This window comes from Oceanicaulis sp. (genome assembly GCF_051859625.1).
Classification (GTDB): domain Bacteria; phylum Pseudomonadota; class Alphaproteobacteria; order Caulobacterales; family Maricaulaceae; genus Oceanicaulis.
This window is the reverse complement of the sequence record NZ_JBHYFH010000001.1, coordinates 1,565,310-1,582,112: the sequence shown is the minus strand read 5'-3', so window position 1 is coordinate 1,582,112 and position 16,803 is coordinate 1,565,310. Positions and strand designations below refer to the sequence as shown.

Here is a 16,803-nt window from a genome sequence, read left to right as displayed (position 1 = left end):
CAGTCCGTTCAGAACGCTCTGAAAGGCGGATGGCCAATCCGCCTTTCAGATCCGTCTCAATGATCAGCCGATGGCGCGATGCCCCCGCAAGCGCAGGCAGTCCACAACCATCTGGCGGCGTTCGTCGCGCGTTTCGAGCGCACCGCTCATCCCGCCGACCGCCGCCCCCACAAGAGCGCCCGCCAAGGCGCCTTCCGTATCGGTGACATCATCATCAGCCAGTCCGGCGAGCGCGCCGACCCCAGCGCCGATGGCCATATCGGTTCGCGTGTCGGCGTTCATGAAAGCGCGTTCACGCGCCAATGCCTGACAGGCCTGCAAATCCGCCTGGTAAGCCACCGAGCGGGGTCCATCCACGACCGGTGCGTAATCCGCGCCGCCGCCTGCGCAGGCGCCTAACGCCAAAACTGCAACACCTGCCGCCAACAGGGCGCACCCGCCCCGCAACGCGCACAGAGCCGTGCGCGCAGTCAAACTGCGTTTCATGTTTCTCTCCTGAGGAAAAGGGCCGCCTAATCGGGCCCAGGGTCTTAGACCGCGCGCACTCCGCGCAGCGTCCGTGAGCTGTCCGGGCCGTTTCTCGGCGGACCAGAGACAGCATGCGCAGCGCCGGGCGGCGCTGACGACATCGGGTTGAAGGGCGCAATGAACGCCCGAACTGCCATGTGCGCCATCTCGGCGTCTCCTGCAGTCTCCGCCCTCCCGGTTTTCCGGCGTTCGGGCGAAAGGGTTGACCAACCAGCGGGAGCGAGGCCCCCTAGTAGACGCCGCCCTTCCAATCGAGGCGGGCCGCGCTACGTATTATGTAGCAAAGACTACCGCTACGCTTTCCGTAGCGCAAGTGACCATTTCTGGGAGAAATTGTGGCGAAACTGACCGAAACCTCGCGCCCCGTCCTGGCCCTGTTTGATGTGTTGGGTCAGAAATGGGTGCTGCGCATCATTTGGGAGCTGCGCAACGGCCCGCTGACCTTTCGCGAGCTGCGCGCCCAGTGCGACGAGATCTCGCCCACCGTGCTCAACCAGCGTCTGGCGCTCTTGAAAGACACGCTTTTGCTGGAAAGCACGGATCAAGGCTACAAACCCACCGCCCTCCTTGAAGAGCTGGGGCCTGTTTTGTACGCCTTGCGTGACTGGTCCAATAGCTGGGCGGAAATCCGTGTCGCCCATGGCCATGAGCTGTAACCTCATTTCACGCATCCGCCGCCGGACGGTTCGGGCGAAAGCGCTCCCGGTAAGACCGCACGGTCACCCCCAGATGCTTGTGAAACGCCCGACGCATGCGCTCGGCGGCGCCAAAGCCTGATTTGAGCGCGATGAGGTCAATCGTGTCATCTGACTGCTCGAGCCGCACACGCGCATCCTGAAGCCGGGCCTGCTCCACATAAGCGGCGGGAGTCTCTCCCGTCTCACGTTTGAACTTGCGCGCAAAACTGCGCTCGGACATGCAGGCCAGTGAGGCAAGGTCGGCCACGCTCAGCTCATCGGTGAGATTTGAGAGGATGTGCTCAAGCGTGCGGTTGATCGGGCCGTCATCCACCTGCTGGGCGACCAGCTGGGCGCTGAACTGAGCCTGCCCGCCCGGACGCATCATGTACATGACATTATAGCGCGCCACTTTGAGCGCCATGTCATGCCCCCAGTCGGCCTCAACCAGCGCCAGCGCCAGATCCATGCCCGAGGTGACGCCCGCCGAGGTCCAGTATTTGCCGTCGCGCACATAGATCGCATCGGCGTCCAGCTCGACCGCGGGATAGCGTTTCGCCATCACGGGGCACCACCACCAATGGGTTGCGGCGCGCTTGCCGTCCAGAAGCCCCAGCTCCGCCAGGATGAAAGCCCCGGTGCAGATCGAAATCACACGTTTGGCCTGCTGATCCGCCCAGGCCACGAACTCCATCAACCGGCGGTCCTTGAGCGCGGCCTGGGTTCCATGACCGCCAGCGATCATCAGAACATCGATGGGCAAACCGCTGCCGCGCACCTGCTCAAACGTCATATCAGGCGCCAGAGACAGGCCGGACGTGGTGCGGATCGGGGTCGTCTCAGCGGCGACCAGGGTCAACTCATACCCGCCCACGCCGCCATCGCGGAACAGCTTGACCCCGGAGAGCACCTCCATGGGGCCAGTGATGTCCAGCACATGGGCGTCAGGATACGCCACCATCACCACATGAATGAGCGGCGGCTCGGCGAGCGGAGAAGAAACAGGATATGTCATAGGCTGATAGTGCGCCCAGCACGCGGAATCCGAAAAGCCTGCAAACACGCAGATTCCGCCAAACTGCTCCTATTGCCGTCCCAACAAGATCGGCAGGACGTTTGTGACGCTGCGCAAGAGCGAACCCTTGCCCGCTGCACGCTCCAGATCATCCAGCTCGGCGCGATCAAGCCAGATCCCGTTCACCATCACAGCGTCGGGAAACTCGACCACGGCCACATCGCTCAACGGATCGCCGCTGACCAGCACCAGATCCGCGCGCAATCCCGGCGCGATCCGGCCGCGATCGGTCAGCCCCAGAACCTGCGCGCCATTCGCGGTGGCGGTCTGCAACGCCGCATGCGGGCTCAAGCCCGACATCACCAGCAATTCCAGCTCGCGCGTCATCGACCGGCCTGGAAGATTGGTGAAAATGCCCGCATCCGTGCCGGCGATCAGCGTCACGCCCGCCTCATGCATCATGCCTGTGGCCTGGCGATAGAACTGGCGTCGCGCCTCTTCCCGGACGGCTGGGTCCTGACGCGCCCAATACGCGTAAACATCTGCATCGATGCGCACATAGAGCGGATTGAGGGTTTCAACCCCAGGACGCTCCAGATAGGCGCCGCCGGTTTCCGCCACCCGCACCAGATTGTCATGGGCGATCAGGGTGGGCGTCACGACAACGCCGGCTTGGGCCATCTCGCCCGCCAGCTGCTGCATGCGTTCCGCGTTCAGACGGTCGCGCAGTCCGTGCCAGACGATGGATTCGGTATGCTCTATGGTCAGAAACCCGTCATCGAGCACGCTCGTGAAGGGGATCAGAAAATCGCGCTCCAGCGGAATGCCCGGCTCGCGCACGCCTTCAGGCGTATGGCCCGACACCGTCAGCCCCAGAGCGCGCGCTTCTTCAAGAACGCCGCGATAGGCGTCTTCGGTCAGGTTTGAATACACTTTCAAATGCCGGTAGCCCTGTTGATGCTGACGGCGGACGGCGGCGCGCGCCTCATCACCGGTCATCACCAGAACATGGTTCTGCTGGGCGTTCGGACCCGGCGAGTTCAGAATCGGCCCGGTGGTCAGAAGCGTCGGCCCCAGAAGGGCGCCGTCCTCGATCCTGTCCGCCCAGCGCAAATGCACCGGCAGCCCGGCGACATTGCGCACGCTGGTGACGCCATGGGCGAGATACCCGGCCAGCTCCGGCATATCCCAGACATGCACATGGGCGTCGATCAGCCCGGGCAACACCGTGCGACCCGCGGCGTCAATGTGCTCAGCGCCCTCAAGGCGTGGATCGCCGGCCAGGGCGCCATGAGGGACGCGCGCGGCGATGACGCCGTCGATCACCAGAATATCCTGAGCCTCAAGCGCGTCAGGCTCGCCTGCGACCATGGAGACCAGGCGCACATTTTCGATCAGGATGGCGGGCGCCGGCGCACGGCCGGACATCTCTGACGGCCATCGAAACGCCACCGCCCAGATCAGTCCGGCGAGAACGCCCAGACCGACCAGCACCCCGAAGACAATCCGCATCTCGCTCTCCCGCCTAACACCCCTTCAGTCTGGAACGCAGGCGCGCGAGACGAAAGTGCAGATTCGGACAATCTTGCTGAAAGCTATGCCGAGCGCGCCGGACCTAGTCGCTCAGTCTCGCGCGCAAAGGCGCGGGAGCAGCTCGCCCTCCGGCCCAGACCCCGCCCAGCACCAGAATCACGCCCGCCATTTGAACCGGGCTGAGGCTTTGTCCCAAAAGCAGCCAGCCGATCAGCACCGCCGTCAGAGGGCTGAGAAAACCGAGCGTGGACACTGCTGCCGGATCAAGACGCTGAACGCCGCGAAACCATAGCCCATAGGTCAGCGCTGCTCCGATGAGGCCAAGCCAGAGCAAACCCGCAATCGCCTCACGATCAAGGGACGGCAAAGGTGGCTCAAGCAGCAAGGCGAACGGCAGAAGCAGCATCCCGCCAGCGGCCAATTGCCAGGCGGTGAAGGTCAGAAGCGGAGTGTCGCGCCGCCATTTCCGGCTCAACACCGTACCTGTCGCCATCGACACTGCGCCGCCCAACCCCGCGGCGACGCCAATAGGATCAAGACCTGCGGCTGGCCCCAGGACCAGGCACGCCACGCCCAGCACGCCCGTGATACCGCCCATCACCGCCAGACGCCGCACCGGTTGGTCCAGCACCACTCGCGCCAGTCCAATGACGATCAGCGCCTGAAGCGAGCCCATGGTCGCCGCCACGCCGCCGGGCAAGCGATAGGCGGCGACGAACAGGCAGGCCCAGAAAATGGCGAAATTGACCGCCCCGAGCACCGCCGCCTCGCCCCATTGCCGCCCGACCGGCAGCCGGCGCAGGACGACCAGCAACAACAGGCCGGCGGGCAAAGCGCGCAAGACGGCCAGGGTCAGGGGATAACCCGCAGGCAGCATCTCGGTGGTGACGATATAGGTCGTCCCCCAGACCATGGGCGCGAGCCCGGTCAGGATCAGGTCAAACATACGCGGCATGATGATCCCCTTCCCTAGCGCAGGGGAAAGGCGAGCGGACGCATCGGTGCGGCGTCCGCCCCACGCAGGCGCAAACCGCCACCAATAAAGGCGAACTCATAGACCTGATCGCGCGCCAACGCCTCCAGAAACACAAGCTCGATGATCGGGGCGCCTTGTTCCGCCAAAAGATAGGTGTGCACCGGCACGTAATTGGCCGGATCTTCACTGGGGAAGGCCTCAAAGCTGAGATTGTCAGCGCCAACGATCATCGCCCCGCCCTCCTCAATCAGGAAGCGGGCGGCCTCCATGCCCAGACCGGGCGGGTTCTGCATGTAAGCTTGAGCATCGTCATACACCTGCATGCGGCCGGTTCGGATCAGCACCACATCACCTTCAGCCAGAGACACCTGTTGAGACGCGAGCGCGCCGATCAGGTCCGACCGGCTGATCCGGTACCCGTCAGCGAGCTGATCGACGCCAAGAAACGCCGGCAGATCAATCAGTACGCCGCGCGCAACGATGGGCGGCAACGCCTCAGCCCCGCCCACGCGCCAACCGCGATCTCCAAGATGCTCCTCCGCCGTGAAGCCGTTCCACACTTCGCCATTGAGCCCGAAATGGACCAGGGCGTCGATGTGCGTGCCGGTATGGGTGTACATCGAGACCGCCGCGCCCGTGTAGCTGACATGGTCGTTCATGGCGTGGCCCACCCCCAGCGGGTCATCCACGCCGGTGCCGTGCGGGGTGTGGGTCATCCAGATCCGATAATGAGGATCACCCGCGGCCTGCCAGCTGGGCATGCCGATGAAATACTCCACCGACAGATCATAGGGCGCGCCGCCCGAGATCCGGCCCAGAATGGCGGCCTGGCTGACCGGCGTCATCAGGTTGAGCCGTCCGATTTCATCGTCCGCCCCCCATGGGCTCACGCCGACTTCAGGACGATCCGATTGCGCCGTTGCGACCGCGCACAGGACTGCGGATAAAGCGGCGCCGATCAGCGCCGATGACAGCCGTGTCATAGCATTCTCCGTAAACTGAATGATTGAACGCAAAGGCCTCAGGCAGGCTCTGCGATCTTCGCGCGACCTGCGGCCATACGCTGCGTCAGCTCTGCGACGCGGGCGCCGAGCCGGGCCGCGCTTTCACGGTCCGCGGCGGGCGGGGCGAGGTCCGGTCCCTGGTCATTATTGGCCTGGGCCATGGCGCCCAGAGACGCCCCGATACGATTGAGATCGTCCACGCTGGCGGTCGAGCTGTTATTGCCGGGCAACTGGTTGAGGCTCACCCACAGCATGCCGTGCTGGGCCGCCAGCGTGGCGAGCTGGCTGAGCGTGGCGAACTTGTCGCCGGCCTGCGAGCTGGAAACGGTGAAGCCCGCCGCCAGCTTGTCCGCCCAGCTTCGCGCCAGCCAGATGGCGGAGGTCTGGTCCATGAAGGTTTTAAACGGCCCCGAGACCGCGCCCATATAGGTCGGCGAGCCAAAAATGATCGCATCTGAAACAGCGAGCACAGCCCAGCTCTCAGAGTTCATGTCGGTGACGTCGATCAACTCGGCCCGCGCGCCGGACTGGCGCTCGACCCCTTGAGCGACGGCCTCGGCAAGAACGCGGGTATGTCCGTAGCCAGTATGATAGGCGATTGCGATTTGCGTGCGCATGGCGCTCTCCCGTGTGATGACGGGTCGAACCTTACTGCACGGCAAATTGAAAATAATTCAGGCTTTTGTTGATTTATATTTCACGAAACGTGAAATATAAATCCTAGCTCTGCATCGTCCTGAAATGCTCGACCAGAAAGTCGAGGAAGACCCTCACCTTCCGTGAGACCTCGCGCTGTTCGGGATAGACGGCGTATAATGCCTGCGCTTCACCGCGCCATCCGGGCATGGCGTCGACCAGGGCGCCGGACGCCATGTCCTCACGCACATAAACATTTGGCAGAAGTGCGAGGCCCAGCCCTTGCTTTGCAGCGGCCTTGAGCGCGATCGAGTTGTTGATCCGCAGTCTCGGCTTGACCGGGACCGCTTGCATGCCGTCGGCGCTGAACAGCGGCCAGGTTTCCGGCGCTCCTGACCCGGCGAACACCAGGCAATCATGCGCACTCAGATCCTGAGGGGATGCAGGACGCCCCCGAGCTTCCAGATAGCTCGGCGCGGCGCAGACAATCCTGTCCAGATCCAGCAATTTGCGCACTTTCAGGCTGGAATCCTGCAACAAGCCTCCTCGGATCGCCAGGTCGAACCCTCCGCTGACCAGGTCCACATACTCATCGCTCATATGCAGGTCGAGAAGAATGTCCGGGTACTGACGACAGAAATCTGGCAAGGCCTCAGACAGGGTCGTCAGCCCCATCGACATGGGCGCTGACACTTTCAGTCGCCCACGCGGGCTCGCAGCTTCGGCGCGCACCTGCTCGTCAGCTTCCGCCAACGCGTCCAGCACCGCGCACGTCTGATGATAATAGGCCGCGCCCGCATCGGTCAGGTTCAGAGAGCGGGTGGTGCGCACGATCAACTGGACGCCAAGCCGGGCTTCGAGATCCTTGACCGCCTTGCTGACCGCGGCGTTGGACACGCCCAGATCCCGCGCCGCCGCGCTGAAGCCGTTACATTCGGCCACCCGCCGGAAGACCTCCAGCGTTGATAATCGGTCCATGGCCCGGCCCCTGCTCGATGCGACTCATAGGTGATCATCAATGATCGCCCACTCCTGATGCCGGACTCAAGTCAGCATCGTCAAAGCCGTCAGGAAGACGGCAAAGCTCAATGTCGCTCCCAGGGTCCGGATATGGTTCCAGGCAGTCCAGACGCGCCGATAACGCTCCCAGACATCCTCCGCACCGCCACTGGCCTCCAGCGCCTTGTTCATCGGCACATTCGCCACAAGCGTGACGCCGAAGACCAGCACCGCGTAAACACCGGCGCCCAGTCCCATAAGCCAGCGGGCAGCTGCCGGCGCCGCATCCGGCGCCCACCAGACCAGCCCGGCCGCAAACGGGATGATGAGGAAGAAGCTGGTCAGAAAGACCGATCGCAACACCGTCCGGTTCAGTCCGATCATGCCAGCCGCGCCGGCGCCGGGCGCGGCCTGAGACAGGCCGCGCATGATGAAATCTGAAAACGCCAGGAAAACGCCCGCCGTCAGGCCTGTCGCCAGAACCAGTCCCGCAAGCGCAACGACATACACCGTCATCTCACCCTCCATCATCGCTCTAGACCCGCTCAGCCGCCAGCCAGACGCCGCGAGCGGCGGTCTTGCGGGCGTACGTCTCGAAATCCGTGGCGGGGCGTCCCAGGGCGCGCTGAACGCCGTCACACACCTGGGCGTTGCGGCCGTCAAAGACCGTGGTGAACAGGTAATCCATCAACCACACCACGTCTGACGGCGCTCCGGAGGCTTTTGCGCCGTCCAGAAAGGCCTCATGAGGGATCGCAACGAAGTCGATGGTCCGGCCTGTGGCCTCAGACAGGGTTGCGGCCACATCCTTGAACGTCATCAGACGGGGACCGGTGACCTCATAGATCTCGCCGTCATGACCTGGCTGGGTCAGCGCTGCGACCGCGACTTCAGCGATGTCATCAGCGTCCACGAAGGGCTCAGGCGTGTCGCCAGCAGGCAGTGTCAGCTGGCCGGCGCGCACCATGTCCGCAAACGCGCCCTCGGAGAAATTCTGATTGAACCAGCTGGCGCGCACCACACTCGCTTCCAGCCCGCTATTGAGCACGATCCGCTCGCACGCCTGCGCTTCGGCTTCGCCGCGGCCTGACAACAGGACCAGGCGTTGCACGCCCTGCTTTGCCGCAGCGTCCACAAAGCGCGTGATCGTCGAGACCGCGCCGGGGACCGCCAGATCCGGCGCATAAGCGATGTAGACCGCCTTCACGCCGTCCAGCGCCGCCGGCCAGGTGTCCGGCTGGTTCCAGTCAAAGGAAATGTCCGCCCGCCGCGAGCCCAGACGGATCGGGTGGCCCTGCTCGGCCAGGATTTGCGCCACGCGGCCACCAGTCTTGCCGGTCGCGCCCGTGATCAGAATGGGAGAGGTGCGCGTGAACGCACGGCGGACTGCGTTGAAAATTGTCATGTCATGCTCCTTGCGCCACTTGACGCGATGTAAACTTTACACAGCGTCAAGTACGTGTCTCTTGACACGGTGTCAAGCGTAATCGAAGGTACGCCAACTTTTAGCCCCCGGAGATCCTGCAATGGCCGCCGCAGCGGACACCCGCACCAAGATCCTCAACGCCTGTTACACCCTGCTGGTCAGCGATAACGGCGCATCGACCCGGATGAGCGACATCGCCAAAGCCGCCGGGCTCAGCCGGCAGGCGGTGTATCTGCACTTCAAGACGCGTGCGGAGCTTCTGATCGCCCTGACGCGTCATATTGACGAGGTGGAGGATGTGGCGGGCCGGCTTGCGCCCAGCCGCGCAGCCACGTCCGGCGTTGATAGGCTGGACGCCTTCATCGAGGCCTGGGGCGGCTATATCCCGATCATCTATCCCGTAGCGCGCGCCCTGATGGCGATGGCCCCCAGCGACGAAGCGGCGGACCTGGCCTGGAGTGATCGCATGACCGCCATGCGTCAGGGCTGTGACGCGGCGGTCAACGCCCTCGACAGGGATGGCGATCTGCGCCCCGAACTGGATGCGCAAACGGCGGCGGACCTGCTTTGGGCCTTGTTGTCCGTGCGCAACTGGGAAGCGCTGACCCAAAGCTGCGCCTGGCCGCAAGCAAGGTATCTGCATCACATGAAAGCGCTGGCCCGAAGCTATCTGTGTTCACAGGAAGCCGCATCATGACGACCAATACCTTCACTTTTCGCCGAGCCGGTCGCGACGATCTCGTGGCGATCATCGCGCTGCTCGCCGATGACGATCTCGGGCAAAGCCGGGAACGCGTCAGCACCCCGGTTGATCCAGCCTATCTGTCCGCGTTTGACGCGATCCAGTCTGATCCCAACCAGTATCTCGCCATACTGGAAGATGACGCAGGGGTGGCCGGCTGCTTGCAGCTGAGCTTCATCCCCGGCCTGTCGCGCCTGGGCATGTGGCGCGGTCAGATCGAAAGCGTTCGCATCGCCCGGCGTCGGCGGGGCGACGGGCTGGGCCGCACCATGATTGAGTGGGCGATCGAGCAATGCCGCATCAAACAATGCGGACTGGTGCAACTGACCTCTGACAAGACGCGCACAGACGCTTTGAGGTTTTACGAAAGCCTGGGCTTCGTCAGCAGCCATGAAGGGCTGAAGCTCGCTCTATGACGCGGGCGCATCTGTTGATTCAGGCGTCGTCGGCGGGCCCTCTTTCACATCCTCAAGCCAACGGTCCATCACCACGCAGGCGGTCAGATCGCCGGTGACGTTCACCGCCGTCCGGCACATGTCGAGGATGCGGTCCACGCCCAGCAAAATCGCCACGCCTGCCGCCGGAATACCCATGCCCTGCAAAATCGTGGCGAGGATGATGATGCCCACACCCGGCGTCGACGGGCTGCCGATGCTGGCGCCCACCACAGTGATCACCAGCAGCGCAAACTGGGCGACCGACACCTCGACGCCGAACAGCTGGGCGATGAAAAGCGCAGCGACCACCTGGTACAGCGCCGTACCGTCCATATTCACGGTCGCGCCCAGCGGAATGACAAAGCGCGCAATCGGCGGCGCAATCTTGAGCCGGTCTTCAGCCACCCGCAGTGAAAGCGGCATGGTCGCCGCCGAGCTGGACGTCGAGAACGCCAGCAGCTGCGCATCAACGATCTTGCCGGCGAACGCGAACGGATTGCGGCGCCCCAACACCAGTACGATCACAAGATAGCACGCCAGCAAAGCGGCGAGCCCGATCAGAACCGAGACGATATAGGCTGATAACCCCACCAAGGCGTCAACACCGGCCCGGATGACGAAATCAGAGATCAAACCCAGCACGGCGATGGGCGCCAGGCGCATGGCCCAGCCAATGATTTTCATCGCCACTTCCTGCACGGTCTGCAGCAATCGGCTGAGCGGTTCGGACCGGTCCGGGCCGATGATCGACATCGCCACGCCAATGAACAAGGCGTAGACCACGATTTGCAGCATGTTGCCGGTCAGCATGGCGTTATCGATATTGGCCGGCACCAGATTGGCGATCTGGGCGGGCGCCGACAACAGTTCGGAGGAGCCGTCCAGAAGCGCCTCGGCGGACCCTTCAGCCTCGGCCATCGCGGCGTCTGCAAAGCGCTCGCCGTCAATAAACCGGCCTGGCTTGATCAAGGTCGCCACCGCCGCACCCAACAGAACCGCCAGTGTGGTCGTGCCGACAAAATACGGCGCGATCCGCAATCCCACCTTGCGTAGAAACGCCGGATCTCCCGCCGAGGTCAGCCCCAGAATGATCGAGCTGATGATCAGCGGGATCACCACCATCTGGATGACGTTGAGGAAGATCTGGCCGGGCAGGCGCAGCCATTCCGCCAGTTGCTCCGCGGCGGCGGGATCCAGCGAGAGCGGTCCTTCAGTCTGCGGCGAGAGCAGCAATCCGACGCCGACACCCACGACCATGGCCACAAGAATCTGCGCCCACAGGCGCGATTCGATCAGGCCGCGGATATCGCGCACCCGCAAATTGCGCCGAACATTCATGGGCAAGCTCTTGTCACCTGTCTGAAGCTATTGAGACCTGTGACGTCAAACCTGGCAAGGCTTTGCCAGAAGTCTGCACTGCGTCCGATCACCTCATCAACAGATGGCGCGCCAGTATAGCGGCCGTCTTCGCCGTCACCCCGTCCTGGTCACGGGCGGGACAGAGCTCAACCAGATCGGCGAGCGCCAGACGGGCGCCGGCCTTGGCGAGGACAAAGCCCACAATCTGCTCGATCGTCGACAGCGGTACGCCCCGCGCCGCCGGCGCGCTGACGCCCGGCGCCTGAAAATGGCTGAGCACGTCGATATCAATCGTCAGATACACATGATCATTGCGCGCGATCAGCTCGGATATGGCTTGATTTGCGACCAAAGGATCAGCGATCAGTTCATGATCGCGCACCAGCCCGACGCCCCAGTCCTGCGCGCGCTTCAGGAGCGCCTGGGTGTTCGCCTCCTCGGCATACCCTACGCACAGATAATCAAACCGCTCGGGATCAAGCGCCCGGATCTGGGCGAAGGGCGTCCCGGACGAGCCGCCCGCTTCGCCCGGCAAGCGCAGATCCAGATGAGCGTCCAGATTGATAATGCCGATCCGCGCGTCTCGATGGCGTTTGCGCAAGCCTTGATAAGACGCGAAAGCCGTTTCATGCCCGCCGCCCAAGACCACCAGCCGGTCATGGCGGTGGAGCGCGTCCGCAATCGTGTTCGCTAGCGTGTCCTGTCCCGCCTCAAGCGCGTCGCCCGTCACAGCCACATCACCGAGGTCTGAGAACGCCAGGGCGTTGTGAGGCGCTGCGAGGATCGCCAGCGCCTGCCGCAGGGCGGCGGGGCCGTCCCTGGCGCCGACCCGACCCTTATTGCGCTTCACACCGGCGTCGCACGCAAACCCGATCACGGCGCGATTGGCGTCCGGTTGCACGAGCTGATGCAAACGGATCGCGTCGGGCCCGTCTTCGGGGTCCATGCGGCCGGTCCAGTCCGGAGCTTGAGTGCGGGTGACGCTCATGCGGCGCTCCTAGAGAATGCCGGGCAGATTGAGCCCGTTCTCACGCGCGCAGTCGAGGGCGATCTCGTATCCAGCGTCCGCATGGCGCATCACGCCCGTGGCCGGGTCGTTCCACAACACATTGGCGAGGCGTTTGTCGGCGGCTTCTGAACCGTCACAACAGATCACCATGCCCGAATGCTGGGAGAAGCCCATGCCGACCCCGCCGCCATGATGCAGGCTGACCCAGGTGGCGCCGCTGGCGGTGTTCAGAAGCGCGTTGAGCAACGGCCAGTCCGACACCGCATCCGAGCCGTCCTTCATCGCTTCGGTTTCACGGTTCGGCGAAGCGACAGAGCCCGAATCCAGATGGTCGCGCCCGATCACCACCGGCGCTTTCAGCTCACCGGTGCGCACCATTTCATTGAAGGCGAGGCCCAGACGATGGCGTTGGCCCAACCCGACCCAGCAGATGCGTGCGGGCAGCCCCTGAAAGCTGATGCGTTCGCGCGCCATGTCGAGCCATTGGTGAAGATGAGGATCATCGGGGATCAGCGCCTTCACCTTGGCGTCGGTCTTGTAGATGTCTTCAGGGTCGCCCGACAGCGCCGCCCAGCGGAACGGGCCGACGCCGCGGCAAAAGAGCGGGCGGATATAGGCGGGCACGAAACCAGGGAAATCGAAGGCGTTCGCAACACCCTCTTCCAGCGCCACCTGACGGATATTATTGCCGTAATCAAGTGTCGGCACGCCATCGGCATGAAAGGCCAGCATGGCCTCCACATGGGTCTTCATGCTGGCGCGGGCGGCGGCTTCGACGCGCTTGGGATCGCGTTCACGCGCATCGCGCCAGTCCGCCACGCTCCAACCCGCCGGCAGATAGCCGTTCAGCGGATCATGGGCGCTGGTCTGATCGGTCAGCATGTCCGGGCGCACGCCGCGCGCATAGAGCTCTGGCACGATCTCGGCGGCGTTGCCCAGAAGGCCCACGGACTTGGCTTCACCCGCCCTGGTCCAACGCTCGATCATCTCCAGCGCCTCGTCCACAGAGGTCGCTTTCTCGTCCACATAGCCCGTGCGCAGACGGAAATCGATGCGAGTCTCGTCGCATTCAATGGCGAGGCAGCATGCGCCCGCCATCACAGCCGCCAGCGGCTGGGCGCCGCCCATGCCCCCAAGCCCTGCCGTCAGGATCCAGCGGCCCTTGAGGTCGCCCTCATAGTGCTGGCGGCCCGCCTCCACGAATGTTTCGTACGTACCCTGAACAATCCCCTGGGTGCCGATATAGATCCACGAGCCCGCGGTCATCTGGCCGTACATGGCCAGACCCTTCTTATCGAGTTCGTTGAAATGGTCCCAATTGGCCCAGTGCGGCACCAGGTTGGAGTTGGCGATCAGCACGCGCGGCGCGTTTTCATGGGTGCGGAACACCCCGACCGGTTTGCCGGACTGAACCAGCAAGGTCTCGTCATCCTCGAGCGCCTTCAGGCTCTCGACGATCTTGTCAAAGCTGTTCCAGTCCCGCGCGGCGCGGCCAATGCCGCCATAGACGACAAGCTCGTCGGGGTTCTCGGCCACGTCCGGATGAAGATTATTCATCAGCATACGGAGCGGAGCTTCGGTCAACCAGGATTTGGCGTTGAGCTTGGTCCCCATTGGGGGGCGGATTTCACGGGCGTTCTGGCGGCGATCGGTCATCACACACTCTCCAGGTCTGAGGGCGTCACCCCGGCGGCGTCGAGGATCGCCATGCCGCGCACCAGGCGCGCCGAGGCTTCAAGATCGGGGGCGAGATAGCGGTCCTGCAACAGCGGACGAATGTCGGCGTTGAACACATCAAGCATCGCGCAGAGCGGCGCGCTGGTGTTTAACGGCGCGCGAAAGCGCACGCCCTCAGCCGCGCAGAACAACTCAATGCCCAGAATATGGAAAAGGTTCGCCGTCATCCGCATCAGGCGCCGCGCGCCATGGGCGGCCATGCTCACATGATCTTCCTGATTGGCGGAGGTGGGCGTTGAATCCGTCGAGCAGGGATTGGCGAGATGCTTGTTCTCACTCATCAGCGCCGCGCTGGTCACTTCCGCGATCATCAGCCCCGAATTAAGCCCCGGATCGGCGGCGAGGAAGGGCGGCAGGTCAAAGCTAAGCGTGGGGTCCACCAGCAGCGCGATGCGCCGCTGGGCGATGGCGCCGATTTCCGACACGGCGAGCGCGATCATGTCGGCCGCAAACGCCACCGGCTCGGCGTGGAAGTTACCGCCCGACACGATGACGCCCTCATCGGCGAGCACCAGCGGGTTGTCGGTGGCGGCGTTCGCTTCACGCTCCAGCATGCGCGCGGCGTTATCCAGCATGTCCATCGCCGCGCCCACCACCTGGGGCTGACAGCGCATGCAGTACGGGTCCTGAACGCGTGGATCATCGGTGCGGTGGGACTGACGGATCTCGCTGTCCTCGAGCAGCTCGCGCATCACGCGTGCGGCTGCGATCTGGCCGGGATGGCCGCGCAGGGCGTGAATCTCCTCCAGCAAGGGCGCGGTGGAGGCCATGGCCGCATCCATGCTGAGCGCGCAGGTCACGAGCGCCGTCCTTGCCGCGTGGCGCGCTTCAAACAGGCCCGCGAGCGCATAGGCGGTCGAAAACTGGGTGCCGTTGATCAGCGCCAGCCCTTCCTTGGGACCCAGCACCACCGGGCTCAACCCGGCTTGCTCAAGCGCATCAGCGCCGGACAGCACCTGACCCTGAAAGCGCGCTTCGCCCTCCCCGATCATTACGGCGGCCATATGAGCCAGCGGAGCGAGATCGCCCGACGCGCCGACCGAGCCTTGCGCGGGCACGACCGGCATGACGCCCTTTTCCAGCATGGCTTCGATCAGATCGACGATGTCTTCACGCACGCCAGACGCGCCCCGGCCCAGCGAGATGAGCTTCAGGCTCATCATCAGGCGGACAACGGCTTCAGGCGTCTCTTCGCCCACGCCGCAGCAATGCGACAGGATCAGATTGCGCTGCAGCGCGGCGGTGTCTTCAGGCGCAATGCGGATGGAGGCGAGCTTGCCGAAGCCCGTGTTGACGCCATAGACGGCCTCGGACCCGCGGGCTGCGGCTTCGACCTGCCGAGCCGAGCGGCGCACGCCGTCGCGCGCGACGGGGTCCAGGCGGATCTCTCCGCCCTTGCGCCAGATATGCTCAAGCGTGTCGAGCGTTACGGAACCGGGCGTCAGCACACATCGCCTCCCAGATAACGAGCATGAAGCGGAGCGTCGCCCATGCGATAAGTGAGTTCAGCCGGGTCGGTGACGTCCCAGACCGCGAAATCGGCGAGACACCCCGCCGCCAGTCGCCCCAGCCGGCCCTGATTCAGCGCCCGGGCGGCGTTCACCGTCACCCCCCGCAAGGCTTCTTCCGGGGTAAGGCCAAAGAGCGTCGCCGCCATGTTCATCGCCAGCAGCAGCGAGGTCATGGGAGACGAGCCGGGATTTGAGTCGGTGGAAACCGCCAGGGGCACGCCCGACCGTCGGAAAGAGTCGATCGGCGGTTTCTGGATTTCTTTGAGAAAGTAGAAGGCGCCGGGCAGCATGACGGCGACGCTGCCCGCCTGAGCCAGCGCGCGTACATCTTCATCACTGACATATTCAAGGTGCTCGACGGATTTCGCGCCATAGCGCGCCGCCAACGCGGCGCCGCCCTGATCAGACAATTGCTCGGCATGCAGCTTCACCGGCAGGCCCAGCTCGACCGCCACATCAAAGACCCGCGCGATCTGGGCGGGGTTGAAGGCGATGGACTCAACAAACCCGTCCACCATGTCGACAAGGCCTTCGGCGGCGGCCTCTCTGAGCGTGGGGATGCAGACCGTATCGATATAAGCGTCCGCCTCCATGCCTTTCGGAATGGCGTGGGCGCCCAGAAAGCTTGTCACCACCCGCACCGCGCGCAACTGCCCCAGACGGCGCGCCACGCGCAGCTGTTTGAGCTCGGTCTCACGGTCCAGCCCATAGCCGGACTTGATCTCCACGGTGGTGACGCCGTCTGCGAGCAAGCGATCCAGCCGGGGCAGCGCCTGTTCGACCAACGCCTCTTCGCTCGCCTTACGGGTGGCCGCCACGGTGGAGACGATGCCGCCGCCCGCCTGAGCGATGTCGGCATAGCTGGCGCCGGACTGGCGCATCTCGAACTCACGCGCCCGGCTGCCGCCATAAACCAGATGCGTATGGCAATCGATCAGGCCCGGCGTCACCAGGCGTCCGCCCAACGAAACCGGCGTCAGATCAGCATACCGGTCAGGGAGATCAGAGCGCGACCCGCTGAACGCAATCGCATCGCCCTCCAGCACCAGAACGCCAGCATCTATGCGTCCATAGGGGGTTGGAGCGTCAAAGCCGGCCAGCACAAGATCGGTGAGAAGTTTCATGAAACGCCCATCTGAGTTTCAAATATGTCTATACATATAAAAACTGCGGATCAAGCTAGGCTTTGCTCTTGTGACAAGCGTGCTTAAAAC

Annotated in this window: 17 protein-coding genes; 3 read left to right on the top strand and 14 right to left on the bottom strand. The window is 63.9% G+C overall.

The window, feature by feature from the left end:
• Positions 1-63: 63 nt before the first annotated feature.
• Positions 64-486: a glycine zipper family protein gene (locus ACTIGF_RS07605; RefSeq protein ID WP_439636285.1), complete on the bottom strand. Its 423-nt coding sequence runs from the start codon at positions 484-486 to the stop codon at positions 64-66.
• 377 nt (positions 487-863) lie between these two features.
• Here ACTIGF_RS07605 and ACTIGF_RS07600 point away from each other — a divergent pair, with 377 nt between their 5' ends.
• Positions 864-1,184 carry a winged helix-turn-helix transcriptional regulator gene (locus ACTIGF_RS07600; protein WP_439636284.1) on the top strand — a complete coding sequence of 107 codons (321 nt, stop codon included), beginning with the start codon at positions 864-866 and terminating at the stop codon, positions 1,182-1,184.
• A 7-nt stretch (positions 1,185-1,191) separates the two neighbouring features.
• Here the strand turns inward: ACTIGF_RS07600 and ACTIGF_RS07595 are convergent, their stop codons facing one another.
• The 8 genes from ACTIGF_RS07595 to ACTIGF_RS07560 all read right to left on the bottom strand — a co-directional run bounded on the left by ACTIGF_RS07595 (position 1,192) and on the right by ACTIGF_RS07560 (position 8,773).
• Positions 1,192-2,220, bottom strand: coding sequence for a GlxA family transcriptional regulator (locus ACTIGF_RS07595; RefSeq protein WP_439636283.1), 1,029 nt, complete (start codon positions 2,218-2,220; stop codon positions 1,192-1,194).
• Positions 2,221-2,289: 69 nt separating this feature from the next.
• Positions 2,290-3,732 carry an amidohydrolase family protein gene (locus tag ACTIGF_RS07590; RefSeq protein WP_439636282.1) on the bottom strand — a complete coding sequence of 481 codons (1,443 nt, stop codon included), beginning with the start codon at positions 3,730-3,732 and terminating at the stop codon, positions 2,290-2,292.
• A gap of 103 nt (positions 3,733-3,835) precedes the next feature.
• Positions 3,836-4,708 carry an EamA family transporter gene (locus ACTIGF_RS07585; protein WP_439636281.1) on the bottom strand — a complete coding sequence of 291 codons (873 nt, stop codon included), beginning with the start codon at positions 4,706-4,708 and terminating at the stop codon, positions 3,836-3,838.
• Positions 4,709-4,722: 14 nt separating this feature from the next.
• Positions 4,723-5,712, bottom strand: a complete 990-nt coding sequence (locus ACTIGF_RS07580; protein ID WP_439636280.1) for a cyclase family protein — start codon at positions 5,710-5,712, stop codon at positions 4,723-4,725.
• Positions 5,713-5,750: 38 nt separating this feature from the next.
• Positions 5,751-6,350, bottom strand: coding sequence for a flavodoxin family protein (locus ACTIGF_RS07575; RefSeq protein WP_439636279.1), 600 nt, complete (start codon positions 6,348-6,350; stop codon positions 5,751-5,753).
• A gap of 103 nt (positions 6,351-6,453) precedes the next feature.
• Complete coding sequence (locus tag ACTIGF_RS07570; protein WP_160093073.1) at positions 6,454-7,347, bottom strand: LysR family transcriptional regulator; 894 nt, start codon at positions 7,345-7,347, stop codon at positions 6,454-6,456.
• 66 nt (positions 7,348-7,413) lie between these two features.
• Positions 7,414-7,884, bottom strand: a complete 471-nt coding sequence (locus ACTIGF_RS07565) for an anthrone oxygenase family protein (protein ID WP_439636278.1) — start codon at positions 7,882-7,884, stop codon at positions 7,414-7,416.
• A 19-nt stretch (positions 7,885-7,903) separates the two neighbouring features.
• Positions 7,904-8,773, bottom strand: coding sequence for an NmrA family NAD(P)-binding protein (locus ACTIGF_RS07560; RefSeq protein ID WP_439636277.1), 870 nt, complete (start codon positions 8,771-8,773; stop codon positions 7,904-7,906).
• 121 nt (positions 8,774-8,894) lie between these two features.
• Between ACTIGF_RS07560 and ACTIGF_RS07555 the strand changes: the two genes are divergently transcribed.
• A complete protein-coding gene (locus ACTIGF_RS07555; RefSeq protein WP_439636276.1) occupies positions 8,895-9,491 on the top strand; it encodes a TetR/AcrR family transcriptional regulator in 597 nt (198 codons plus the stop codon).
• Entirely contained in the window at positions 9,488-9,952 is a 465-nt protein-coding gene (locus ACTIGF_RS07550; RefSeq protein WP_439636275.1) for a GNAT family N-acetyltransferase, read from the top strand. The genes ACTIGF_RS07555 and ACTIGF_RS07550 overlap by 4 nt, the downstream gene beginning before the upstream one ends.
• Here the strand turns inward: ACTIGF_RS07550 and ACTIGF_RS07545 are convergent.
• From ACTIGF_RS07545 to hutI, 5 genes are all read right to left on the bottom strand, one after another.
• Positions 9,947-11,311, bottom strand: coding sequence for a dicarboxylate/amino acid:cation symporter (locus tag ACTIGF_RS07545; protein ID WP_439636274.1), 1,365 nt, complete (start codon positions 11,309-11,311; stop codon positions 9,947-9,949). The genes ACTIGF_RS07550 and ACTIGF_RS07545 overlap by 6 nt on opposite strands.
• An 88-nt stretch (positions 11,312-11,399) precedes the next feature.
• Positions 11,400-12,320, bottom strand: a complete 921-nt coding sequence (gene hutG, locus ACTIGF_RS07540; RefSeq protein WP_439636273.1) for a formimidoylglutamase — start codon at positions 12,318-12,320, stop codon at positions 11,400-11,402.
• 9 nt (positions 12,321-12,329) lie between these two features.
• On the bottom strand, positions 12,330-13,997 hold the full coding sequence (hutU, locus tag ACTIGF_RS07535; protein WP_439636272.1) for a urocanate hydratase: 1,668 nt from the start codon (positions 13,995-13,997) through the stop codon (positions 12,330-12,332).
• The gene (gene hutH / locus ACTIGF_RS07530) at positions 13,997-15,526 is read right to left on the bottom strand and encodes a histidine ammonia-lyase (RefSeq protein ID WP_439636271.1); all 1,530 of its coding nucleotides are present in this window, start codon (positions 15,524-15,526) and stop codon (positions 13,997-13,999) included. Before hutH ends, hutU begins: the two co-directional genes overlap by 1 nt.
• Complete coding sequence (hutI, locus tag ACTIGF_RS07525) at positions 15,520-16,713, bottom strand: imidazolonepropionase (RefSeq protein ID WP_439636270.1); 1,194 nt, start codon at positions 16,711-16,713, stop codon at positions 15,520-15,522. Before hutI ends, hutH begins: the two co-directional genes overlap by 7 nt.
• Positions 16,714-16,803 lie beyond the last annotated feature (90 nt).